Here is a 23204-nt window from a genome sequence, read left to right as displayed (position 1 = left end):
AGGGCAGCTCAGACGGGTGGTCGAATCCCGTATCAACGCCGCATCGAGGAGGTGGCCGACCTCCTCACGGATGCTCGCAGGCATCACTACTCCCTCCCGTCGGGCCGCGCCCCCTTCCGGCCGTTTGATTCTGCCACGACCGGACCAATACGGTCAGCGACGCCTCGGCACCAGTCCGGACACGGCGCCCGCCGAGGACGCCTCCGCGGAGGTGTACGGACCGGGGGCCCCGGACGACTCAGACCGGTTCACGACGTACGGCCGGACACAGAAAATCCCGCCCCCTGGCGGGGACGGGATCCTCATCACGATCTTTGACCACTCGACAGAGTGTCGATCCGTGGAGCTAAGGAGAATTGAACTCCTGACCTCCTGCATGCCATGCAGGCGCTCTACCAACTGAGCTATAGCCCCTGGTGTTCTTCCCGCTCGGCGGGGCGAACAAGAAGAACTTTAGCCTGTGACCTGCCGGAAAGTGAAATCCGGGGTCCGGGGGCCCGGGACGGTCAGTCGTCGTCGCCCAGGACGGGCTCCGGGAGGGTGCCCGCGTTGTGCTCCAGCAGGCGCCAACCGCGGGCGCCTTCGCCGAGCACGGACCAGCAGCAGTTGGAGAGGCCGCCGAGGCTCTCCCAGTGCCGGGCCTCCAGGCCGAGGAGCCGGCCGATGGTGGTGCGGATGGTGCCGCCGTGGCTGACGACGACGAGGGTGCCGTCCTCGGGCAGCTTCTCGGCGTGCCGCAGCACGATCGGGGCGGCACGGTCGGCGACCTCGGTCTCCAGTTCGCCGCCGCCGCGGCGGACCGCTTCCCCGCGCTTCCAGGCGGCGTACTCCTCGCCGTGGCGGGAGATGATCTCCTCGTGCGTCAGACCCTGCCAGACGCCCGCGTAGGTCTCGCGCAGGCCCTCCTCGCGGGTGACGTCGAGGCCGGTGAGGGCGGCCAGCTCGGCGGCCGTGTGCGCGGCCCGCCGCAGGTCCGACGAGACGATCGCGTCGGGCCCCAGGGAGGCGAGCAGCCGGGCGGCGCGGCGGGCCTGACCCAGCCCCGTCTCGGTCAGCTCGACGTCCGTGGTGCCCTGGAAGCGCCGTTCGACGTTCCACGAGGTCTGGCCGTGGCGCCACAGGATGATGCGGCGGCCCCGGCCCTTGCGGTCGGTCACCTCACCCGTGGCGCTCATCACCACTCCCCGCCCGGTTCCTGGTCGGCCTCGGCGGCCTGGAGCCTGGCGTGCTCCTCGGCCTTGCCCCGGGTGGCCTTGGCGTCGGCGGGCAGTTCGAGCTCGGGGCAGTCCTTCCACAGCCGCTCCAGGGCGTAGAAGACCCGCTCCTCGCTGTGCTGGACGTGGACGACGATGTCGACGTAGTCGAGCAGGACCCAGCGGGCCTCGCGGTCGCCCTCGCGGCGGACCGGCTTGGCGCCGAGTTCCTTCAGCAGGCGCTCCTCGATCTCGTCGACGATGGCCTTGACCTGGCGGTCGTTCGGCGCGGACGCGAGCAGGAAGGCGTCCGTGATCGACAGTACGTCGCTCACGTCGTAGGCGATGACGTCGTGGGCGAGCTTGTCGGCCGCCGCCTGGGCGGCGGTGTTGATGAGCTCAAGGGAACGGTCTGTGGCGGTCACTACATGGCTTTCCGTCGGCGGTCTTTTGTCATCAAGGGTCTCACGGACCGCCCGGCACACCCCACGTGATTACGGCGGCACCCGGGGCTCCCGGGCCGCGCTCCGCCCGGGAGCGCGGCCCGGGGTCAGGACGAGGACGGCTTGTAGTCGCGGCCGAGGACCACCGAGACGTCGGCGCCGGAGGAGACGGTGCCCTTGGCCACGGAGCCGGCGGGCAGGCCGAGGGTCTTGGCGACCTCGGTGGCCTTGGCCTGGTCGGCGGCGTCCGCGTAGGTCACCTTCGAGGTGGCCGCGGTGCCGACGGCGCTGCCGCCCTCCAGGAAGGTGAAGCCGCCGTTGAGGAGCACGACGCGGGCCTTCTCCGTGTCGTCCTTCACACCGGTGGCGTTCTGCACGGAGACCCGGACCGCGGAGCCGGCGTCGGGGCTCTTCGCGGTGCCGCCCAGGATGTCCTTCACCACGCTGTCGCCGGTCCCGGCGCTGAGCGTGCCGTCGGGCCGCACGGGCAGCACAGCGGTCTTGTAGTCACCGTTCTTGGCCAGGTCGGCGAGCCTGGCGAGGAAGCTGCCGAGATCCTTGTCGGTGAGCGGCGGATCGAGGATCTGCGCGAGCGTCTGCACGGTGGTGGTGGCGGCGGCCGGGTCGGAGGACATCTTGCGCAGCACCCCCTGCATGACCTGGCCGAACCGCTGCAGCTGGGCGTTCTCGGACTCGCCGGGGGCGCGGTAGGTCGCGTAGGCGACGGCCATCTTGCCGCTGAGGGTCTGGTCCCGGCCCTGGTGGACGAGCGGTGCGGCGCCCTTCTTCCTGGTGTCCGGGTCGGGCACGTCGGTGTCGGTGTCGATCTCGATGTCGCCGACGAGGTCGACGAGGTTCTGCAGGTAGGGGGTGTCGAGCCGCCAGCTGCCCTGGATGCTGGTGCCGAGGACGGTGTCGAGCTGGTCGCGGGTGCCGGAGGTGTCGTCGTCGTCCACGGACTTGGCGAGGGTCGTGGTGGAGCCGTCGTCGCCGGTCAGCGCCAGGGAGTTGGGCAGCAGGACGGTGGTGCCCTGCCGGGTGGTGGTGTTGTCGACCAGCAGCGCCGTGGAGGTGCCGCCCTTGACGGTGTTGTGCAGGTGGACGACGAGCACATCGCGTTTCTGGGCGGTGACCGGGGTGGCGGAGCCGTCCGCGCCGCCGGAGGAGGACAGTCCGGGCAGCTTTCCGGCGTACCAGAGGTAGCCGACGCCGCCGGCCGCGACGACGGCGAGGACGACGAGCAGGGCGATGAGCCGGCTGCGGGCGCGGCGGCGGGCCTCCTCGCGGCGCTCGGTGCGGTTCTCGGTGAACTTCAGCCAGTCGATGACGTCCTCGGAGTCGCCGTCCGGCTCCTCGACGAAGGCGAACTGCTCGGTGCGGTAATCGGGCTCGTCCGGTCCGGGCCCGGCCTCCTCGGCGCCGGTGCCGTCGCGCGCGGCCGGACCGTCCTCCGTGGGGCCGGCCTGCTGCGGGATGTAGGCGGTCTGCTCGGCGACCCGGGGCTGCCGCCCGCTGCCCGCGGCCTGCCCGTAGGGGTCGTAGCCGCCGGCGTCCGGGATTCCGGTGGCGTACGGGTCGTACGGGGTCTGGGAGCCGTAGGGGTCGCGGGGGGCGTAGGAGTCGTGGGTGGGATACGAGTCCTGGGTGGGATACGAGTCCCGGGTGGCGTAGGGGTCGTAGGCGGGCGGCTGGTGGCCGGGGGCGTAGGGGTCGTAGCCGTAGCCCTGCTGCTGGGCGTACGGGTCGTAGGCCGCCGGCCGGGCCTGCGGGACCTGCTGGGCCTGGGGAGCCTGCTCGGCCGGTACCTGCCGGTACACGGGCCGGCCGTACTCGTCGTAGCCGACGACTTCGTACGGAACGGCGCCGTAGCCCGTGTCACCCGCGTCGTATCGGTCGTTCACCGGTGCCCCTCTCGGCTCACTCGCCGCGGTACAGCTCGCGCTTGTCGATGTAGCGCACGACTCCGTCCGGGACCATGTACCAGATGGGGTCGCCCTTGGCGACTCGCGCGCGGCAGTCCGTGGAGGAGATGGCGAGGGCCGGCACCTCGACCAGCGAGACGCCGCCTTCCGGCAGGCCCGGGTCGGTCAGGTGGTGGCCGGGGCGGGTGACGCCGATGAAGTGCGCGTAGGAGAACAGTTCCTCGGAGTTGTGCCAGGTCAGCAGCTGAGCGAGGGCGTCGGCGCCGGTGATGAAGAAGAGGTCGGTGTCCGGGTTGAGGGCACGCAGATCGCGCAGGGTGTCGACGGTGTAGGTGGGGCCGCCGCGGTCGATGTCGATGCGGCTGACGGAGAACTGCGGGTTCTCGGCGGTCGCGATGACCGTCATCAGGTAGCGGTCCTCGGCCGGGGAGACCTCGCGGTGGGACTTCTGCCACGGCTCGCCGGTGGGGACGAAGACCACCTCGTCCAGGTGGAACTGCGCGGCGACCTCGCTGGCCGCCACCAGGTGCCCGTGGTGGATCGGGTCGAATGTCCCGCCCATGACACCCAGGCGCCGCTTGCCCGTGTGGGCGGGGGCGTGGCCCGGTCCGTGCTGCGGGCGCTTCACCGTGTCGTCGGCCGTCTCACGCGCCGGACCGGTAGGCATGTCCTGCTCTCCCATGCGTGCAGACCCTACCGGCCCGGCTTCGAACGTCCGGCCGGGGACGGGGTCCCCGCTCAGCGGTCGCGGTTGAAGCGCGTGGTGATCCACAGCAGCAGGAGCAGGATGATCAGGGCGCCGCCGCCGGTGACGAGCGGGTTCAGGCTCTCGTGGTTTCCGCCGCGCTCCTCGCCCTCGGCGGCGAGGGTGACCAACTGGGCTGCGGCGCTGTGGAAGCTCATCTTCGGCAGGACCTATCGCGTGTGGGCGGAATAAAGATGTCGGCTCATCGTAAGCGGGCGGCCGTGCGGCGATCACGCCGACTCCGCCGTTGGCGACGCGAGGACGCCGGCGGCCGGTCCGGCGAGGACCGTTCGCCGCGGGCGGGCGGGGAACTTTCGGCGCGCGTCAGTCGTCCTTGCGCTTGTAGCCGCTCAGCAGGAACCAGGCGGTCAGCGCACAGCCGAGGACCATCACGATCAGGATGACACGGAGCAGGTTGCCCGTCCCGTGCTGCTGGACGGCGCTCGTGGCGGCCTCGGTCAGCCGGGCGGCTGCGGGGTGGTGCTCCATGGCGGGGACTCCTTCGGGTGTACTGCCCGTCCACGGTATCTCCGCCTAGGCTGGGCCCCGCCTCGGGGGCGCGGTGGGCACAGACACGTACATGGGGGAAGACATGTCCGACGACGGCCGGCAGCAGACGGGGCACGAGCGGGTGCCCGGCAGGCAGCGCAGGCGTTTCCCGGGGATCTCCTCGCGCGCGTACGAGCACCCGGCGGACCGTTCGGCCCTGGTGGCGCTGCGCAAGCTGAGCGGGTTCGACACCGTGTTCAAGGCGCTCAGCGGGCTGCTGCCGGAGCGGAGCCTGAGGCTGCTGTTCCTGTCGGACTCGGTACGGGTCTCCGAGCGGCAGTTCTCCCACCTGCACGACATGCTGCTGGACGCCTGTTACATCCTGGACCTGGAGAAGGTCCCGCCGATGTACGTCACGCAGGACCCGCAGCCGAGCGCGATGTGCCTCGGCCTGGACGAGCCGATCATCGTGGTCAGCACCGGGCTGGTGGAGCTGCTCGACGAGGAGGAGATGCGGGCGGTCGTCGGGCACGAGGTGGGGCACGCGCTGTCCGGGCACTCGGTGTACCGCACGGTCCTGCTGTTCCTGACCAGCCTCGCGGTGAAGGTCGCGTGGATCCCGCTCGGCAATCTCGCGGTCATGGCGATCGTCACGGCGCTGCGGGAGTGGTTCCGCAAGTCGGAGCTGTCCGCCGACCGGGCGGGCCTGCTGGTGGGCCAGGACGTGCGGGCCTCGATGCGGGGCCTGATGAAGACAGCGGGCGGTAATCACCTGCACGAGATGAACGTGGACGCGTTCCTTGAGCAGGCCGAGGAGTACGACTCCGGTGGCGACCTGCGTGACTCCGTGCTGAAGATCCTGAACGTGCTGCCCCGTTCCCACCCGTTCACCACCGTGCGGGCCGCCGAGCTGAAGAAGTGGGCCGAGTCGCGGGACTACCAGCGGATCATGGACGGCCACTATCCACGGCGCAGCGAGGACAAGGACGCCTCCGTCGGGGACTCCTTCCGCGAGTCGGCGGCCGGCTACGCGAGTGATGTGAAGGGCTCCAAGGACCCGCTGATGAAGCTGGTCTCGGACCTGGCGGGCAGCGCGGGGGACCTGGGCGGCCGGGTCCGACGCGGCTTCGACGGCTTCCGGAGCCCTCCGCCGGCCGGGGGCGAGGCACCGGGCACGGACGGATAACCCCGCCGCGCCCCGGCCGCCCTCCCCTGGGCGGGGCCGGCAGCCGGCCCCGCCGCGCGTCCGGGAGCCCTAGCCGGGGCACGCGCGGCCGGCAGCCCTCACACCCTCGGCTGCGCGCCCGTGGCCAGTGTTCCGCAGAGGGACGGCGGGCTGTCCGTGTCGTAGGGGTCGGTGCCGGCGGGGCCGCCCGTTGCGGCCTCCTGGCCGGCCAGGAGGGGGCGCAGGTAGGCCGAGGAGTCGTCGGCGCAGGCGAGGGGGCCCGCCTGGACGTAGGACGCGATCAGCTGGACCTGGCGGGTGCGCAGGTCGTCGCGGTCCAGGTGGAACGTCAGCTCGCGGCGGACCGTGAAGAGGGACGCGGCGGCGTGAGGGGCGGCGGCGGGGCGTACGGCGTACACGAAGGTGTGGTCGGCGAAGACCTCCAGCGTCGCCGCGTCGGCCTCGGTGGTCCTCAGGGTGCCGAAGACGCGGATCCGGTCGTCGGCCAGCCGGGCTCGCGCGGGGTCGATGCGGACCATCCAGCCCGTGGGCGCGTGCCGCCCGTCCGCGGCGGGGTGGGCCAGGCTCCGGTCGAACTGGTCGAGCTGCTCGGAGTCGACCAGGGCCCGGACCGGGCGCACCTCGCGGCCGGCCAGCACCCCGGGATGGAGGGAGGAGCGGACGATGTAGTCCTTGACGGTGGTGAGGGCGGTCGTCACCTGGCTGTCGGAGAAGTGGGCGGTGCTGCGCGAGGCCGGCAGCGGAATGCCCTCGGCGCCGACATCGAAGGGGGCGGCGGGGCTGTGCGCGAACAGCTTCTCGGGATCGGCGGCGCCGGGCACCTCGCCCCGCGGGGCGAGCGGGACGACCGTCATCCGCAGGGCCGCCACGGACCGGCGGACCTGCGCGGAGCCGTAGGGCTGGCGGACGCCCATGTAGATCGCGGTGCCGAAGGCGACGGCGATCAGCAGGGCGAGGACCAGGACCTGCCGGGTGAGACCGCGGCGCAGGGGCGGGCGGCGCCGTACGGCGGGCGCGCGGTCGGCCATCCGCTCCACGGCGGAGGACTCCTGGAGGCGGGCAGCGCGGACGAACGACTCGTCGAAGACGACGGATCGGTATTCGTCCTCCGCACCGCCGGGGCCGCCCTCGGGTGTCCCCTCCGGTGGGTCTCCAGGCCCGCCCATATCTTGAGAGTAGGTTCGGCGGGCCCCGGGTAAACGCCCGGCCGGCGACAACTTCTGACAGGGTCTCAACAGGCGCGGGCGGGCGCTCGAAGGGCTCTCAGGGGGAGTGCGGGACGGCCGAGACGGCCGGCCGGGGAGGGGCGTCGGAGGCGGCGGGGGCGGAGGCGGTCTCCTTGCCGACGCCGGTCGAGGCGGGCGCGGGCACCCGGTCGCGGGAGCCCGAGGAGCCGCCCCGGTAGACGGCGGCGAAGGCCAGGGCGACCATGCCGACGCCCATCACGACGGCGAGGACCCAGGCGACGGGACGGTGCCAGCGGACCTGCTTGCCGTACGGTCCCTGGGGGCCGTCGCCGAAGGGGTAGGCGCCGTCCGGCTCGTCATCGTCATGATCTTGGCCGAATCCGGTGCTCTCGGGGCCGTAGCCCTCGTCGTAGCGCTCGCCTCGGGCGCGGGCGCGGCGGGCCTCCGCCTCGGAGGCCTCGGCTCTGGCCCGGGCGGCCGCCAGGAGGCGTTCGACGGCGGACGGCTCGTGGACCGTGGCCGCCTGTACGAAGGCCTCGTCGAAGACCACGGAGGCGAACTCTTCGTCCGACACCCCGTGGTCGTGGTCGTCGTCGGGCTCCCAGCCGTCAGGGAACGGCGTGCCCCCCACGTCCTCCGGCACGGGTCCAGAGTAGACCTGGGGGGTCGATTTGGGCAGACGGTATGGAGATTCGTCCGCCCGGTGAGACGGCTTTCGGCCGCGTTCCCCCGGGCCGGGGAGCGCTCGGCCGGACGGGTGAACCTCAGCGGCGTACGTGCCCGTCGCCGGTGACGATGTACTTCGTGCTGGTCAGCTCCGGCAGCCCCATCGGGCCGCGGGCGTGCAGCTTCTGGGTGGAGATGCCGATCTCGGCGCCGAAGCCGAACTGGCCGCCGTCGGTGAAGCGGGTGGAGGCGTTCACGGCGACGGTGGTGGAGTCGACCAGCTGGGTGAAGCGGCGGGCGGCCTGCTGGGAGGTGGTGACGATGGCCTCGGTGTGGCCGGAGGTCCACAGCCGGATGTGCTCGACGGCCTTGTCCAGCGAGTCGACCACCGCGGCGGCGATGTCGTGGGAGAGGTACTCGGTCTCCCAGTCCTCGGGAGTGGCCTCGACCACGGTGGCCTTGGAGTCCTTGGCGTAGGCCATGACCCGGTCGTCGGCGTGGACGGTGACCCCGGCCTCGGCGAGGGCGTCCAGGGCGCGGGGCAGGAACTCGGCGGCGATGTCCTGGTGGACGAGGAGGGTCTCGGCGGCGTTGCAGACGCTGACCCGCTGGGCCTTGGAGTTGATCAGGATCTCGACGGCCGTGTCGATGTCGGCCTGGGCGTCGACGTAGACGTGGCAGTTGCCGGTGCCGGTCTCGATCACGGGGACCGTGGACTCGTTGACCACGGTCCGGATCAGGGAGGCGCCGCCGCGCGGGATGAGGACGTCGACCAGGCCGCGGGCGCGCATCAGCTCGCGGACGGAGTCGCGGCTCTCGCCGGGCACGAGCTGGACGGCGTCGGCGGGGAGCCCGGCGCCGCCGACGGCGTCGCGGATCACCCGGACGAGGGCGGTGTTGGACGCGTAGGCGGAGCCGGAGCCGCGCAGCAGGACGGCGTTGCCGGACTTCAGGCACAGGGCCGCCGCGTCGACGGTCACGTTCGGGCGGGCCTCGTAGATGATGCCGACGACGCCGAGCGGTACGCGGACCTGGCGCAGGTCGATGCCGTTGGGGAGGGTGGAGCCGCGGACGACCTCGCCGACGGGGTCGGGCAGCTTCGCCACGTCGCGGACGTCGGAGGCGATGGCGCGGACCCGCTCGGGGGTGAGGGTGAGCCGGTCGACGATGGCCTCGCTGGTGCCGTTCTCCCGGGCCTTGGCCACGTCCTTGGCGTTGGCCTCGACGATCTCGGCGGTCCGGACCTCCAGGGCGTCGGCGATGGCGAGCAGCGCGTCGTCCTTCACAGCGCGCGGGAGCGGCGCGAGGTCGGCGGCGGCGGCCTTGGCCCGGTAGGCGGCCTGGGTGACCGGGGACATCGAGTCGTACGGCGAGAGCGTGGTCATGAGGGAAGGGTAGTGCGCGGGGCGCGGCGGTTCAGCGGCCGTCCCACACCCCGAGACATCCCAAAAGGGATGAACCCCTCCCCCCGGTCTCCTGCCCCGGCCCCGCCCCGTGCCCCGCGCCCCTGCACCGGCCCCGGTCCCGGTCCCGGTCAGAACGGGTGTACGCCCACCGGTGTCGCCGGTGGCGGGCCGTAGCCCTCGGCGATGCGGTGGTGGTAGGTCACGCGGTCGATGACCTCCAGGCCGACGATCTCCCAGGCCGGCAGGCCGGCGGTCTGCCGGTGCTCGCCCCACAGGCGCAGCGCCACCGCGGCGGCGTCGTGCAGGTCGCGGGCCTCTTCCCAGTACCGGATCTCCGCGTGGTCGGTCGCGTATCTGCTGGTCAGCAGGAAGGGATGGTCGTGTGCGAGCTGTTCCAGGGCCCGCCGCAGTTCCGGCAGCGGCACCTTCTCGCCGGAGACGCTCAAGGTGACGTGCCACAGTCTGGGCAGGTCCCTGGGTTCCTCGTAGGTGTCCCCGGCCGCGACGCTCGTCAGAGCACCGCGGGACGCCGCCCCCGGGCGCACTCGTCTCACGACGGCCTCCTTCACGCATGGCCGGCAAGGCCGTATGGCTCGCTTGGCCTCTTGACGGAACGTGTTTCCTTCAACATGTTCCCGAGACAAAGTTGAGCAGGCCGCCGGACTTCGCGTGGGGGTTTTACGGAACGTCCCCCACCGGGGGCGTTCCGTACGCTCCGCTTTACGCGTGGTTTCGCGCGCGTCAGGCGCCCAGGAGCACCAGGTCGTCCCTGTGTACGACCTCGCGTTCGTACGCGGCGCCCAGCTCGCGCGCCAGCTCTCGGGTCGAACGCCCGATCAGCAGGGGGATCTCCTTGGCGTCGAAGTTGACGAGCCCCCGGGCCACCGCGCGGCCCCGCGCATCCCGCAGTTCGACGGGGTCGCCGGCGCTGAACTCGCCCTCCACGGCGGCGATTCCGGCGGGCAGCAGCGACTTGCGCCCGTTCACGACCGCGTCCACCGCGCCGTCGTCCAGGGTCAGGGCACCCTGCGGGGTGGAGGCGTGCTGGAGCCACAGGAGCCGGTCGGCGGAGCGCTTGCCGGTGGGGTGGAAGTAGGTGCCGGTGTCACCGCCGGCCAGTGCCTCGGCCGCGTGCACGGCGCTGGTGAGGACCACCGGGATGCCGGCGGCGGCGGCGATCCGGGCCGCCTCCACCTTGGTGACCATGCCGCCGGTGCCGACGCCGGCCCTGCCCGCGCTGCCGATCTCGACGCCCGCGAGGTCCTGCGGGCCCCTCACCTGAGCTATCCGGGAGGTGCCGGGCCGGCTGGGGTCGCCGTCGTAGACGCCGTCGACGTCGGAGAGGAGGACGAGCAGGTCGGCGTGGACGAGGTGGGCGACGAGCGCGGCGAGGCGGTCGTTGTCGCCGAAGCGGATCTCGTCGGTGGCGACCGTGTCGTTCTCGTTGACGATCGGGAAGGCGCCCATCGCGAGCAGTTCGTCGAGGGTGCGGGAGGCGTTGCGGTGATGGGCGCGGCGGCTCATGTCGTCGCTGGTGAGCAGGATCTGGCCGACGCGGACGCCGTAGCGGGCGAAGGAGGCGGTGTAGCGGGCGACGAGCAGGCCCTGGCCGACGCTGGCGGCGGCCTGCTGGCGGGCCAGGTCCTTGGGGCGGCGGCGCAGGCCGAGCGGGGCGAGGCCGGCGGCGATGGCACCGGAGGAGACGAGCACGATCTCCCGCTCGCCCCCGCTGCGGCTCTTGGCGAGGACGTCCACGAGGGCGTCGACGCGGTCGGCGTCCAGGCCGCCCTCGGCGGTGGTCAGCGACGACGAACCCACCTTGACGACGATCCTGCGGGCCTCGCCCACGGCCTGCCTTGCCCTTGCCACGGTGCCTTCCGTCCCCTCGCGCGCTGTCCGGCTGCCTGTCCGGCAATCTACGCGAAGCCGTGTGGATGGTGCGCCCGGGTCCGGTGGGTGGACAGCGGCGGGCCCGCTCGCCGACGAGGCTTCCCGTGGCCGGTTGTGACCGGTTCGACACCTTTCGGCACCGCGGAGGCGTCTGCGATCATGGGGTCCATGCGTCACTCGGGTTCGACACGTGCCGCCGTGGGCGCGGTCTGCGGTGCGATGGTCGTGATGTCTCTCGCGGGGTGCGCCACCTCGGACCGCGGAAGGCCGGCCGCGCACGCCCGGACGGACGACGCACAGCCGCGGCACACCGCGCCGAAGCGCGTCCCCGGTGTCGGGGACCGGCTGTGGGACCGCGTACCGGCGGACTCCCGTCAGGTGGTCGTCGTGTACGGCGCGGGCAGGAACTCCCCCGACTCGACCGTCGCCCTCTACGACAAGCACGGCCCGGTGTGGAAACGGGAGCGTTCCTGGTCCGGGCACAACGGCCGGAGAGGCTGGACGACGGACCACCACGAGGGGGACCAGCGCAGTCCGGTGGGCGTGTTCACGCTGACCGACGCCGGGGGCGTGAACGCCGCGCCGGACGCCAGGCTCCCCTACACCAGGTCCGCGGCCTTCCAGGCACCCCACTACTGGAAGAAGGAGTCGTGGCACGACTTCGACTACGTCATCGCCATCGACTACAACCGCGTGAAGGGCACCGCGCCCAACGATCCGACCCGGCCGCTGGGGCAGTCGAAGGGCGGCGGCATCTGGCTGCACGTGGACCACGGCAGCGGAACCTCGGCGTGCGTCAGCCAGTCCGCGCCGGACATGCGGTACCTGCTGCGCACGCTCGACCCGAAGGCGCACCCCGTCGTGGTGATGGGCGACCGGGAGGACCTGAAGGCGTGAGCCGGCCCGGGTCCTGACACGCGACGGAAGGGCCGGCCCGTGACGGACCGGCCCTCCGGCATGCCTGACGCGGTCAGCGCTCCAGGAACCTGAACAGTTCCTCCCACCGGTCACGGATGACCTTCGGCGAGTAACGCTGGACGTTCTTCCGGGCCAGCTCGCCCATCCGGTCGCGCAGTTCGGCGTCCTCCATCAGCCGGCCGAGCTTCTGGGCGAGTTCGGGGACGTTCCCGGGGCGGGCCAGGAGCCCGTCCTCCTCGTCGCGGACGATCTCGCGCACGCCCGGCGCGCAGTCGAAGGCCGCGCACGGCACCGCGCAGGCCATCGCCTCCAGCAGGGCCAGGGGGAAGCCCTCGCCCCGGGAGGACTGGACGAACACGGACGCCCCGCGCAGCGCGGCGGCGACGTCGTCCGTCTGGCCGGCCCACTCCACCCGGTCGTCCAGGCCGAGCCGGGTGCACTGGCTGCGCAAAGCCTCCTCGTCGGGGCCGGAGCCGTAGATCCTCAGGAGCCAGCCGGGGTGCTTCGGTGCCGCTTCCGCCCACGTGTCCAGGAGCATGTCGATGCCCTTCTGGTGCCCCAGACGGCCGATGCTCGCGACCACCTTCTCGGTGCGCTCGGAAGGGATCTCCGGCATCATCGGCAGCGGGTTGGGCATGTACCCGACGTTGTTCATGCCCCGGCCGATCCACAGGTCGGCGTCCTCGCGGGTCAGCAGCAGCAGGCGGTCGACGTTCTTGTAGTACCGCTCGACGCGCCCGAAGCGGGAGGAGCCGCGCGAGTACTCGTAGGACTCGTGGCTCATGCCGATGACCGGGTGGCCCGCGGTGTCCGCGAGGGCGACCCACTCCATGGCCCACACCTGGGTCACGATGATCATCGCTCCGGGCCGGGCGGCCCGGAAGATGGCCGACAGCCGGTCGGCGGCCGCCCGCATGCTCTCCTCGCGCGCGGCCTCGCGGCGCCGGGCCTGGAGGTTGGCCCGGTCCAGCAGGGTGCGGGCCTGCCAGCGGCCCGGCGGTCGCTCGTCGTAGAGCGTCACCGTGGTGAAGGGCGGGTTGTCGCCCAGGTCCATGGGCACCTCGGGCGGCGCGATGCCGACGATGGTCACCCGGTGGCCTTCCTCGGCGAACAGTTCGGCCATCAGCGCCTGCCAGCGGGCCACTCCGCCGAGTTCGTTGACCTCGTTGGCCACGAAAATGATGTCACGCTGTGTCATCGGGCGTCTCCCCGGTTTCCGAAGAAGCGATCGACGATCTGGGCGGCGGCGTCGCCGCGGTCGTACTCGCCGTACTGGGCCACGAATTCCTTCAGGCGCGCCTCCTGGCCGGAGGCGAGGGTGTCCAGGTCCTCCAGGACGCCGAAGAGGTCCTCCGCCGTGTGCACGACGGGTCCCGGGGCCTCCTGCGACAGGTCGAAGTACGTGCCGCGGCTGTTGTCCACGTACTCCTCCCAGTCGTAGGTGAAGAACACCATGGGGCGCTGGAGCAGCGCGTAGTCGAACATCACCGAGGAGTAGTCGGTGACGAGCGCGTCCGCGAGCAGCAGGACCGGGGTGATGTCCGGCTCCCCGCTGACGTTGACGACCCGGCCCGCCACGGAGGGCGGCAGCGTGACGTTGTTCAGGTAGTGCGTCCGCACGAGCAGGGTGAAGCGGTCACCGAAGCGGTCGGCGAACTCGTCCACGTCGAACGGGAACTCGAACTTCTTGACCTTGCCGTTCTGCTCCCGGAACGTCGGGGCGTACAGCACCACCGGGCGGTCCGGGCGGATGCCGAGCCGCTCGGCGAGTTCCCGGGCCGCCGGGTCGAGGGTGCCGGCGTCCTTGGCCCGGACGAGCGCGTCGTTGCGCGGGTATCCGGTGCGCAGCAGCCTGTCCTCGGTGATCCGGTAGGCCGGGGCGAGGGTCCGCTCGTCGTGCCGGCCGCGCACCACGAAGTAGTCGAACCGGTCGATCGCTTCCTGGTAGGCGCGCTGCTCGTGCTCCGGCTTGATGCGGTACTTCGGCTCGTCGAACCCCATCCGCTTCAGGGCGGAGCCGTGCCAGGTCTGGATGTAGGTGGTCTCCGGGCGCTTGCTCAGCTTCAGCGGGAAGCCCTGGTTGTCGATCCAGAACTCGGCCTGCGCCAGCGCCCTGAGGTAGGGCCACGACCAGCGGCGCACCAGTTCGACGTCCTGCGGGAAGCCCGTGGGACGCTCACCGGCGTAGGACCAGATGGCGTGGAAGGGCACGTTGCGGCGGCGCATCTCCTCGTAGATGGCGCGCGGGCTGTCGCTGTACTGCTTGCCGAGGTGGCTCTCGAAGACGACCGTGCCCTTGCGGACGGGCAGCAGCCGGATCATGCGGTGGTAGGTGTCGATCTTCCGCGGACCCGAGTGCAGGTCCTTGCGCACCTTGACGACCTTGCGGGCCATCTTCTTGGCCATCGTGGCGGGCGGGCTCTGCAGGTTGCGCCGCACCAGCGTCGAGGTGCGCTGGGCCAGCGCGCCGTGCTGGGCGAGCCGGAAGGCCAGGTGGCCCTTGGCGGAGGCGTGCGGCACGAGGCGGTCGGCCGTCATCCGGCCGAGCCGGGGACGGACCCGGACCACGCCGGCGTCCTCCAGCGCGGTCTGGCCGACGGTGAGCCGGCTGGTGGCCTGGACACCGTTGACGCTCAGGTAGAGGCGTACGTCCCACACCTCGTCGACGATGCCGAGGGGACGGAACTTGGCCGCGAGCGGCACGGTGGCCTGCCACGCGACCGACTCGCCCTCGTGCTGGACGCTCTGCACCGGGAAGCGGAACGTCTGCAGGCTCCTGCGGCGGGCGCGGAACTCCAGCTCGGCCTTCAGCTCCGCGTCCGGCGGGATCACCCCGAGCGGGTTGACGACCGCGCCGGACACCTTGATGCCCGCGGGGTTCTCCGCGTAGGAGGTCACCTGGTTGCGCAGCCACAGGCGCTGGACCGGCCGGGCGTGATAGCCGAGGTCGGTCACGTCGAGGATCTTGCGGGCCAGCGGGTCGTCGAGGTGCTCCGCGCACCAGTAGACCCGGCCGTCGCGCTCGGCCAGCGGGCTGGACACCTTGCGCGGGTTGATGAGCGTGTCGATCGCCGGGGTGAGGTTCTTCCAGTCCTCCTGCAGCAGCAGGTAGGCGCAGAGCCGGTGGACCGGGGACAGCTCCTCGTAGGCCTCCGGGGAGAAGCCCTGGATGTAGCCGCGGGCCAGCTCGGCGAACCGGTGGCGGTAGTCGTCGTCCAGGAAGGGCAGGTCGCGCAGGTACAGCACGAGGTCGTGCTTGAGGAACTTGCGGTCCTTGTGGAGCTTCAGCTCCGTCTGGCCCATCTCTTCGAGGACGCGGTCGATCCGGCGGTGGATCTCCACGCGGTCGGCGAAGTTGTTGATCTCGTGGCGCCGGTTGCTGATCGACTTGGCGGCGGCCTTCTCCACGACGTTCCAGTGGTAGACCGTGTTCGGGATCAGGGTGATCCGGGAGGCGGCCAGGTAGGCCTGCGCCGAGAAGAGCAGGTCCTCGTAGTGGATGCCCTTGGGGAAGGTCAGGCCGCTTTCCAGCAGGAACTCACGCCGGTAGCACTTGTTCGTCGACAAGGTGTCGAAGACCATCAGGTCCGGTATCTCGGCGACGGAGTCGAAGGTGCGGGTCTCCCGGTAGAGCCACGGGTACCACTTGACCTTCTTGCCGTTGCGGCTGTCCGTGTGGACGCGCAGGCAGAGCCCGGAGACCAGGTCGGCGCCCGTGCTCTCCGCGGCGTCGAGCATGTTGCGGCAGGCGTTCGGGTCCAGGGTGTCGTCGCTGTCCAGGAACATCACATAGCGGCCGCGGGCGACCGCGATGCCCTGGTTGCGCGGCTCGCCGCAGCCGCCGCTGTTCTCCGGCAGCCGGATGGCGCGCACCCGGTCCGACCGGGCGGCCAGCTGCTGTGCGACCTCGTAGGAGCCGTCGGTGGAGCAGTCATCGGCGATGACGACCTCGACATTGCGCAGGGTCTGGTCCAGGACCGACTGCACGGCGGTCGGAAGACGTGCCGCGTCGTTGAAGACGATGACGACGACGCTGATGTCGGGCGTTGTGTCGGGTTGCTGGGACACTGCAGCGGCTACCTCTGGCTCGTGTGGGTGGATATCAGGGCCGACGCGTCGCGGGACGGCTCCGGCGGCGGGGCGGGGGTCCGCTCGTCCAGAGGGACGACCGGCGGCAGATCCCCGAGTTCCTGTCCGAGGAAAATGTGGCGGACCACACGCTCTGCCGCCCGGCCGTCGTCGAAATCGCAGAAGCGGCGACGGAACCGGTCGCGTGCCCGGGCGGCCCGCTCCCCGCGCCAGGCGCCGGAACAGAGTACTTCGGCCAGCTCCTCCTCGGTGGTGGCCACCGCCCCCGGGCCCTCGGTGAGCACGTCGAAGTAGGTGCCGCGCACGGCGGAGTAGGTCTCCCAGTCGTCGGCGTGGACGACGATCGGCCGGTCCAGGTTGGCGTAGTCGAACATCGCCGACGAGTAGTCCGTGACCAGGCAGTCGGCGGCGAGGTAGAGACGCTCGACCGCGGGGTGGTCGGACACATCGATGATCCGGTCCTCGGCGCGCCATGCGGCCGGCCACTGGGCCGGGCGCTCGCCGGGGTGGGCCCGCACCAGCAGCACCGCGTCCGGCCCCAGCCGCCCGGCCAGCTTCGCCAGGTCCGGCCGCGGCGCGAAGCCGCGCCGGTACTCACGGCGCGTCGGCATGTACAGGAAGGCCGTCACGCCCTCGCCCAGTCCGAGCCCGCGACGGGCCTCGCGCACGTCCTCGGCGGTGGAGTTGAGCAGGATGTCGTTGCGCGGGTAGCCGGTCTTCAGGGAGGTGTACGAGCAGGGGTACGCCCGCTGCCACACCGCGCCGGAGAAGTGGTTGGAGACGAGGCTGAAGTCCCAGCGGTCGCTGCGCCGCAACAGGGCGGCGAAGTCGATGCCCGCCGAGGCCGGGTACCGCCGCCGGTCCAGCCCCATGGTCTTGAGCGGGGTGCCGTGGTGGGTCTGCACATGGACCTGGCCCGGCCGCCGCACCACGGCGTCCGGGAAGTTCACGTTGTTGACCAGATAGGTGGCGCGGGCGAGGGCCGCCCAGTACTCGCGCGATCCCGTCCGGACGACGTCGACGCCCTCGGGGACCTTGTCCACGGCGTCCGGGCGGACGGCCCAGACGCGGCGGATGTGGGGGGCGCGGCGGGCGAGCTCGGCGTCGATGGCGGCCGGGTTGCAGGACACGCCGCTGCCCCCGTAGGCGGAGAACACCGCCAGGTTCTCGTCGAGCGGCAGTCTGAGCTGGTGCCGGTAGTCGAGGCTCAGCGCGGTGCGTCTGGTGCGGCCGAGGGTGGTGCGCGCGTAGCCGCTCGCCTTGGCGCGGAGCTTGACGACGGCCTTGGCACCCACCATGCCGGCGTAGGCGTCGCGCTCCAGCAGCGTGTACTTCTGGCCGCGCGAGCCGGCCGGCTTGCGGAAGCCGGCGGGTATCCGGGCCCGGTAGTCGGCGGCGGCGCGGTGGAAGAACTCGGCCCGCGCCTCCCGCGGCAGCCGGCCGGGACGCTCCAGGATCGCCAGGTAGTGGTCGACCATCTTGCGGAACAGCGGTGCGCGCCACTGCTCGGCGTCCGCGCGGGTGTCGAGGAACTCGAAGACGCGGCGGTACTGCTCGAAGATGTCGAAGTGCTTGCGGCTGACGGTGGCGAGGATGTTGCCGCCCTCGCGCCGCTGCCGGTACAGCAGGCAGACGCGGTCCAGCACGGCGATGCGCTCGGCGCTGATCAGGGAGCGGAACGTCCACAGGGCGTCTTCGTAGTAGCCCGGCGGGAAGGTGAGGCCCTCCCGGGCGATGAAGTCCCGGCGGTAGGCCTTGTTGCAGACGATCTGCAGCAGGCTGAGCAGCTGCGGACGCTCGGCGAGGGGGAACACCCCCGGGCCGGCCTCGGTGAGCAGCCGCGCCTTCTGGTTCGGGCGTATCTCGCCGTCCCAGTAGGTGCGTACGTAGTCGTAGATCAGCACATCGGGATCACCAGCGGCCGTCAGCCGCTCCGCTATCGCGGCGAGCGCGCCCGGCGCCAGTGTGTCGTCACTGTCCAGGAACAGAACGTAGTCACCCTGCGTCACTTCCAGCGCGGCGTTGCGCGCCCGCCCGAGGCCCACGTTCTCCATGAGGTGGATCACACGAATGCGATCGTCCCGAGCGGCATACTCGTCGAGGAGGGCGCCGGAACCGTCCGGGGAGCGGTCGTCGACGGCGACGATCTCGTAGTCCTGGTAGTCCTGCCCGAGGACCGACTCAAGGCACTCTGCGAGGTAGCCCTGCACGTTGTAGACGGGGACGACGAGAGAGAGCCTTGGCATCCTGAGCAACCTGTCTCCGTGGCGGACGTTGACGACGCGAATCGCGGCCGGCACATGCGGCCATCGCCGACCCGAGTGCACACCGTCCATCAGCGTAGAGGATTAACAGGTTGTTTCCGTCGGGGCCACTCGTCATCCTACCGACAGTCACCGTAACGACATTGCCCCATTCCGCCACATAGGACCGGATTCGCCCGATTCGATTTTTCCGGGGCCGGGAGCCAGGCTGAACAGACTGACCACCGCTGTGAGAGGTGACGATGAGCTGGCTGGTAACTGGTGGCGCCGGATATATCGGCGCGCACGTGGTGCGCACCCTGATCCAGGGTGGTGAGGAGACCATCGTCTACGACGACCTCTCCACCGGCAGCGCCGACCGGGTGCCCGAGGGCACCGAGCTGGTGGTCGGCAGCGTGCTGGACGCCGACAGGCTGGAGCGGACGATCCGTGACCACCAGGTGACCGGCGTGGTGCACATCGCGGCCAAGAAGCAGGTGGGCGAGTCCGTCGAGCGGCCGCTGCACTACTACCGGGAGAACGTCACCGGGCTGCAGACCCTGCTGGAGGTCATGACCGCCACCGGGGTCGACCGCATCGTCTTCTCCTCCTCCGCCGCGGTGTACGGCATGCCGGACGTGGACCTCGTCACCGAGGACACCCCCTGCGCGCCCATGAGCCCGTACGGCGAGAGCAAGCTGATCGGCGAGTGGCTGCTCACCGCCGCCGCCCGGGCGCACGGACTGCGGGCCGCCTCCCTGCGCTACTTCAACGTGGCCGGGGCGGCCGAGCCCGCGCTCGCCGACACGGGCGTCTTCAACCTCATCCCGATGGTCTTCGAGCGGCTGGAGGCCGGCCAGGCGCCGCGGATCTTCGGCGACGACTACGCCACGCCGGACGGCACCTGCGTGCGCGACTACATCCACGTCCAGGACATCGCCGGCGCGCACCTGGCCGCCGCCCGCCGCCTCACCGACGCCGAGGCGGGCACGTCCCTCGTCCTCAACATCGGCCGCGGCGAGGGCAGCTCGGTGCGCGAGATGGTGGAGCGCATCCTGAAGGTCACCGGCCGTGAGGACGTGCGGCCCGAGGTCACGGAGCGCCGGCCCGGCGACCCGGCCCGCGTGGTGGCCTCCGCCGAGCGCATCCACCGGGAACTCGGCTGGTCCGCCGCACACGACCTGGACGACATGATCGAGTCGGCCTGGCAGGGCTGGCGGCACCGCCACGCGTGAACGCGCACGGGCGGCGCCGCATGGCGCCGCCCGTGTCCGTCACGGTCCCCGCCGGCCCCCGGCCGGCACCGCTCAGAACGGCTCGAAGTCGTCGAACTCCCGCAGCGCCTCGTCGTGCTCGGCCTGCTTGTCCCGGCGGCGCTGGGCCGCGGGGCGGGGCGCGTCGAAGCGGTGGTCCTCGCCACGGCGGCCGAGCATCTCCGCGCCGGACATGACGGTCGGCTCCCAGTCGAAGACGACCGCGTTCTCCTCGGGGCCGATGGCGACGCCGTCGCCCGCGCGGGCGCCCGCCTTCATCAGCTGCTCCTCCACACCGAGACGGTTCAGCCGGTCGGCGAGGTAGCCGACGGCCTCGTCGTTGTTGAAGTCGGTCTGGCGGACCCAGCGCTCGGGCTTCTCGCCGCGCACCCGGAACAGCGGCTCGCCGCCGGTGTCCTCGCGTACGACGGTGAAGCCCGCGTCGTCCACGGCCTTGGGCCGGATGACGATCCGGGTCGCCTCCTCCTTCGGCTTCGCGGCGCGCGCCTTGCCCACCAGCTCGCCGAGGGCGAAGGTCAGCTCGCGCAGCCCGGTGTGGGCCACGGCCGACACCTCGAAGACGCGGTAGCCGCGGGCCTCCAGGTCGGGGCGGACCATCTCGGCGAGGTCCTTGCCGTCCGGCACGTCGATCTTGTTCAGGACGACGATGCGGGGCCGGTTGTCCAGACCGCCGTACTCCCGCAGCTCGGCCTCGATGACGTCGAGGTCGGAGACCGGGTCGCGGTCGGACTCCAGCGTGGCGGTGTCCAGCACGTGCACCAGCACGCTGCACCGCTCCACGTGCCGCAGGAACTCCAGGCCGAGGCCGCGGCCCTGGCTGGCGCCGGGGATGAGACCGGGCACGTCGGCGATGGTGTAGACGGTGGAGCCCGCGGTCACCACGCCGAGGTTCGGGACCAGCGTCGTGAACGGGTAGTCGGCGATCTTCGGCTTGGCGGCGCTGAGCACGGAGATCAGCGAGGACTTGCCGGCGCTCGGGTAGCCGACGAGGGCCACGTCCGCGACGGTCTTCAGCTCCAGGACGATGTCGTGGACGTCGCCGGGCTCGCCGAGCAGCGCGAAGCCGGGCGCCTTGCGGCGGGCGGAGGCCAGCGCCGCGTTGCCCAGACCGCCCCGGCCGCCCTGCGCGGCGATGTACGAGGTGCCGTGCCCGACCAGGTCGGCGAGCACATTGCCCGCCTTGTCCAGGACGACCGTGCCGTCCGGCACCGGCAGGACCAGGTCCTGGCCGTCCTTGCCGGAGCGGTTGCCGCCCTCGCCGGGCTTGCCGTTGGTGGCCTTGCGGTGCGGGGAGTGGTGGTAGTCCAGCAGCGTCGTGACCGACTGGTCGACGGTCAGGATGACGTCACCGCCACGGCCGCCGTTGCCGCCGTCGGGGCCGCCGAGCGGCTTGAACTTCTCACGGTGGACGGAGGCACAGCCGTGGCCTCCGTTACCCGCGGCGACGTGCAGTTCGACGCGGTCCACGAAGGTGGTCATGGTGGGTGCCTCCAAAAGACGAACGGGTTTTACCTGTGTTAACACGCGAAAGGCGGACCCGCCTTCCCGCCCGGGAAGTGAGGTCCGCCTCGCGAAAGCGTTCAGCGCTGAATCAGGCGATCAGACGATCTGGTGATTCAGGCGACCGGAACGATGTTCACGACCTTGCGGCCGCGGTGGGTACCGAACTCCACCGCACCGGCCTGCAGGGCGAACAGCGTGTCGTCGCCGCCACGGCCGACACCGGCGCCGGGGTGGAAGTGGGTGCCGCGCTGGCGGACCAGGATCTCACCAGCGTTCACGACCTGACCGCCGAAGCGCTTCACGCCGAGCCGCTGGGCATTGGAGTCGCGACCGTTCCGGGTGGACGATGCGCCCTTCTTGTGTGCCATTTCTCCTCAGTCCCTTACTTCGCAGCCGTGGGGATCGACGTGACCTTGATCGCCGTGTACTGCTGGCGGTGACCCTGCCGACGGCGGTAACCGGTCTTGTTCTTGTAGCGCAGGATGTCGATCTTCTGGCCCTTGTGGTGGTCCACGACCTCGGCCTGGACCTTGATGCCGGCCAGCACCCACGGGTCGCTGGTCACGGAGTCGCCGTCGACAACGAGCAGGGTCGAGAGCTCGACCGTGTCGCCAACCTTGGCGGTGGAAATCTTGTCAACCTCAACGATGTCGCCGACAGCAACCTTGTGCTGGCGACCACCGCTGCGCACGATGGCGTACACGCGGATCTCACTTTCGCTCGCTTCAGAACCGGCACCCCCGCAGGCCAGCCGCCCAGAAACACCACAGACGACCTCTCCCGGCCAACCGTGTGCCCGGGAGGAAGAGGTTTACGGGGATGTGGCGTGTTAAGTGGACACGCCGACGGTCCAGGGTACGGGGCCACGGCCAGGGGGGTCAAACCGGGCCACCGGCCCGGCGGGCCACCGGCTCAGGCCGTGACCGCGGCGACGTACTCCGCGTACGCCTCCTCGATGCCCCGCGGCGACAGCCGCAGGTGTTCGAGGATCGTGTACCGGCCGGGCCGGGTCTCCGGGGCCAGCCGGACGGCCCGGACGAACTCGTCGTCGCCGAAGCCGATGTCCCGCGCCAGCACGGGCAGGCCGTGGCGGCGCAGCACGCCGGCCAGCTGCCGGGCTCCCTCGTGATCGCCCCGCAGATGCGTGGCGAAGGCGGCGGCGATGCCCACCTGCTCGCCATGGCTCGCCGCCCGCTTCGGGTACAGCAGGTCGAGCGCGCTGCCGATCTCGTGGCAGGCGCCCGAGCAGGGCCGGGTGTGGCCGGCGATCGACATGGCGATGCCCGAGAGCACGAGGGCCTCGGACAGCACGGTGAGGAACCCGTCGTCACCGCAGCCGCCCGGGTGGCGCAGCACGCTCTCGCCGGCCTGGCGGGCCATGGCCGCGGCCAGGCCGTCGACCTTCTCGCCCTTGACGCGGTGGGCCAGCTCCCAGTCCGCGACCGCGGAGATGTTGGACAGGGCGTCGCCGATGCCCGAACGGACGAAGCGGATCGGGGCCTCCCGCACCACCGCGAGATCCACGAGGAGGGCGATGGGCGCGGGCACGCCGTACGAACCCCGCCCGGCGTCGTTGTCCAGTATGGACACGGGCGAGCAGATGCCGTCGTGCGAGAGATTGGTGGCGACGGCGACCATCGGCAGCCCGATGCGCGCGGCGGCGTACTTCGCGCAGTCGATGACCTTGCCGCCGCCGACGCCCACCACCGCGTCGTACCCGCCGGGCTTCATCTCGTCGGCCAGCCGGATGGCGTCGTCCAGGGTGCCGCCGCCGACCTCGTACCAGGTGGCGCCCGGCAGGGAGGGGGCGATCCGCTCGCGCAGCCGGGCGCCGGAGCCGCCGCTGACCGCGACGGCGAACCGGCCGGACGGCGAGATGCGCTGGTCGGCGAGGACGCCCGCCAGGTCGTCCAGGGCACCCGGGCGGATGTCCACCACGACCGGCGAGGGGATCAGCCGGCTCAGTACCGGCACGCGATCTCCCGCCCCCGGGCCAGGTCGTCGTGGTTGTCGATCTCGACCCAGTCGACCTCGCCGATCGGCGCCACGT

Annotated in this window: 21 protein-coding genes, 1 tRNA gene and 1 pseudogene; 3 read left to right on the top strand and 20 right to left on the bottom strand. The window is 71.5% G+C overall.

From position 1 onward, the window contains the following. Positions 1-341: 341 nt before the first annotated feature. The 7 genes from ABD350_RS08020 to ABD350_RS07990 form a co-directional block, all read right to left on the bottom strand. A tRNA-Ala gene (locus tag ABD350_RS08020) sits at positions 342-414 on the bottom strand. Positions 415-506: 92 nt separating this feature from the next. Further along, on the bottom strand, positions 507-1175 hold the full coding sequence (locus ABD350_RS08015) for a histidine phosphatase family protein (protein ID WP_344347097.1): 669 nt from the start codon (positions 1173-1175) through the stop codon (positions 507-509). Next, entirely contained in the window at positions 1175-1618 is a 444-nt protein-coding gene (gene rsfS, locus ABD350_RS08010) for a ribosome silencing factor (protein WP_344347096.1), read from the bottom strand. Before rsfS ends, ABD350_RS08015 begins: the two co-directional genes overlap by 1 nt. A 125-nt stretch (positions 1619-1743) precedes the next feature. Beyond that, positions 1744-3537 (bottom strand): LytR C-terminal domain-containing protein, encoded by a 1794-nt coding sequence (locus ABD350_RS08005; protein ID WP_344347095.1) that lies wholly within the window; start codon positions 3535-3537, stop codon positions 1744-1746. Positions 3538-3553: 16 nt separating this feature from the next. Continuing rightward, on the bottom strand, positions 3554-4240 hold the full coding sequence (gene nadD / locus ABD350_RS08000) for a nicotinate-nucleotide adenylyltransferase (RefSeq protein ID WP_344347094.1): 687 nt from the start codon (positions 4238-4240) through the stop codon (positions 3554-3556). A gap of 56 nt (positions 4241-4296) precedes the next feature. Continuing rightward, the gene (locus ABD350_RS07995) at positions 4297-4461 is read right to left on the bottom strand and encodes a hypothetical protein (RefSeq protein ID WP_030777300.1); all 165 of its coding nucleotides are present in this window, start codon (positions 4459-4461) and stop codon (positions 4297-4299) included. A 166-nt stretch (positions 4462-4627) separates the two neighbouring features. After that, on the bottom strand, positions 4628-4792 hold the full coding sequence (locus tag ABD350_RS07990; protein ID WP_344347093.1) for a hypothetical protein: 165 nt from the start codon (positions 4790-4792) through the stop codon (positions 4628-4630). A 103-nt stretch (positions 4793-4895) separates the two neighbouring features. Between ABD350_RS07990 and ABD350_RS07985 the strand changes: the two genes are divergently transcribed. Next, positions 4896-5978 carry a M48 family metallopeptidase gene (locus ABD350_RS07985; protein ID WP_344347451.1) on the top strand — a complete coding sequence of 361 codons (1083 nt, stop codon included), beginning with the start codon at positions 4896-4898 and terminating at the stop codon, positions 5976-5978. Positions 5979-6076: 98 nt separating this feature from the next. Here ABD350_RS07985 and ABD350_RS07980 read toward each other — a convergent pair whose 3' ends face one another. From ABD350_RS07980 to proB, 5 genes are all read right to left on the bottom strand, one after another. Further along, positions 6077-7144 (bottom strand): SCO2583 family membrane protein, encoded by a 1068-nt coding sequence (locus tag ABD350_RS07980; protein WP_344347092.1) that lies wholly within the window; start codon positions 7142-7144, stop codon positions 6077-6079. A 97-nt stretch (positions 7145-7241) separates the two neighbouring features. After that, positions 7242-7808: an SCO2584 family spore wall biosynthesis protein gene (locus ABD350_RS07975; RefSeq protein WP_344347091.1), complete on the bottom strand. Its 567-nt coding sequence runs from the start codon at positions 7806-7808 to the stop codon at positions 7242-7244. 121 nt (positions 7809-7929) lie between these two features. Continuing rightward, positions 7930-9216 (bottom strand): glutamate-5-semialdehyde dehydrogenase, encoded by a 1287-nt coding sequence (locus tag ABD350_RS07970; RefSeq protein WP_344347090.1) that lies wholly within the window; start codon positions 9214-9216, stop codon positions 7930-7932. Positions 9217-9365: 149 nt separating this feature from the next. Beyond that, entirely contained in the window at positions 9366-9791 is a 426-nt protein-coding gene (locus ABD350_RS07965) for a hypothetical protein (protein WP_344347089.1), read from the bottom strand. Positions 9792-9978: 187 nt separating this feature from the next. Next, positions 9979-11085, bottom strand: coding sequence for a glutamate 5-kinase (proB, locus tag ABD350_RS07960; protein WP_344347450.1), 1107 nt, complete (start codon positions 11083-11085; stop codon positions 9979-9981). 261 nt (positions 11086-11346) lie between these two features. Here proB and ABD350_RS07955 point away from each other — a divergent pair, with 261 nt between their 5' ends. After that, on the top strand, positions 11347-12024 hold the full coding sequence (locus ABD350_RS07955) for a hypothetical protein (protein ID WP_382467024.1): 678 nt from the start codon (positions 11347-11349) through the stop codon (positions 12022-12024). A 73-nt stretch (positions 12025-12097) separates the two neighbouring features. Here ABD350_RS07955 and ABD350_RS07950 read toward each other — a convergent pair whose 3' ends face one another. From ABD350_RS07950 to ABD350_RS07940, 3 genes are read right to left on the bottom strand one after another with little or no spacing between them, the layout of a single operon-like run. Next, positions 12098-13243 carry a glycosyltransferase family 4 protein gene (locus ABD350_RS07950; RefSeq protein ID WP_344347088.1) on the bottom strand — a complete coding sequence of 382 codons (1146 nt, stop codon included), beginning with the start codon at positions 13241-13243 and terminating at the stop codon, positions 12098-12100. Further along, complete coding sequence (locus ABD350_RS07945) at positions 13240-16113, bottom strand: bifunctional glycosyltransferase/CDP-glycerol:glycerophosphate glycerophosphotransferase (RefSeq protein ID WP_344347086.1); 2874 nt, start codon at positions 16111-16113, stop codon at positions 13240-13242. Before ABD350_RS07945 ends, ABD350_RS07950 begins: the two co-directional genes overlap by 4 nt. A gap of 8 nt (positions 16114-16121) precedes the next feature. Then, positions 16122-18380, bottom strand: a complete 2259-nt coding sequence (locus ABD350_RS07940) for a bifunctional glycosyltransferase/CDP-glycerol:glycerophosphate glycerophosphotransferase (RefSeq protein ID WP_344347085.1) — start codon at positions 18378-18380, stop codon at positions 16122-16124. 260 nt (positions 18381-18640) lie between these two features. Between ABD350_RS07940 and galE the strand changes: the two genes are divergently transcribed. After that, complete coding sequence (galE, locus tag ABD350_RS07935) at positions 18641-19612, top strand: UDP-glucose 4-epimerase GalE (RefSeq protein WP_344347084.1); 972 nt, start codon at positions 18641-18643, stop codon at positions 19610-19612. A 72-nt stretch (positions 19613-19684) separates the two neighbouring features. Here the strand turns inward: galE and obgE are convergent, their stop codons facing one another. The 5 genes and pseudogenes from obgE to ABD350_RS07910 form a co-directional block, all read right to left on the bottom strand. Further along, positions 19685-21130, bottom strand: coding sequence for a GTPase ObgE (obgE, locus tag ABD350_RS07930; RefSeq protein ID WP_030777329.1), 1446 nt, complete (start codon positions 21128-21130; stop codon positions 19685-19687). A 137-nt stretch (positions 21131-21267) separates the two neighbouring features. Continuing rightward, positions 21268-21522, bottom strand: a complete 255-nt coding sequence (gene rpmA / locus ABD350_RS07925) for a 50S ribosomal protein L27 (protein ID WP_023550764.1) — start codon at positions 21520-21522, stop codon at positions 21268-21270. Positions 21523-21536: 14 nt separating this feature from the next. Then, positions 21537-21857 carry a 50S ribosomal protein L21 gene (rplU, locus tag ABD350_RS07920; RefSeq protein ID WP_028422127.1) on the bottom strand — a complete coding sequence of 107 codons (321 nt, stop codon included), beginning with the start codon at positions 21855-21857 and terminating at the stop codon, positions 21537-21539. Between the two features lie 209 nt (positions 21858-22066). Beyond that, a complete protein-coding gene (locus ABD350_RS07915) occupies positions 22067-23128 on the bottom strand; it encodes an iron-containing alcohol dehydrogenase family protein (protein ID WP_344347082.1) in 1062 nt (353 codons plus the stop codon). After that, positions 23116-23204: pseudogene (locus tag ABD350_RS07910) on the bottom strand (phosphocholine cytidylyltransferase family protein); the annotation flags it as partial. The gene ABD350_RS07915 and the pseudogene ABD350_RS07910, both read right to left, overlap by 13 nt.

This window comes from Streptomyces nogalater (assembly GCF_039532885.1).
Taxonomy (GTDB): domain Bacteria; phylum Actinomycetota; class Actinomycetes; order Streptomycetales; family Streptomycetaceae; genus Streptomyces; species Streptomyces nogalater.
Note: the sequence above shows the minus strand (reverse complement) of the source record. Positions and strands in the feature narration are given on the sequence as shown.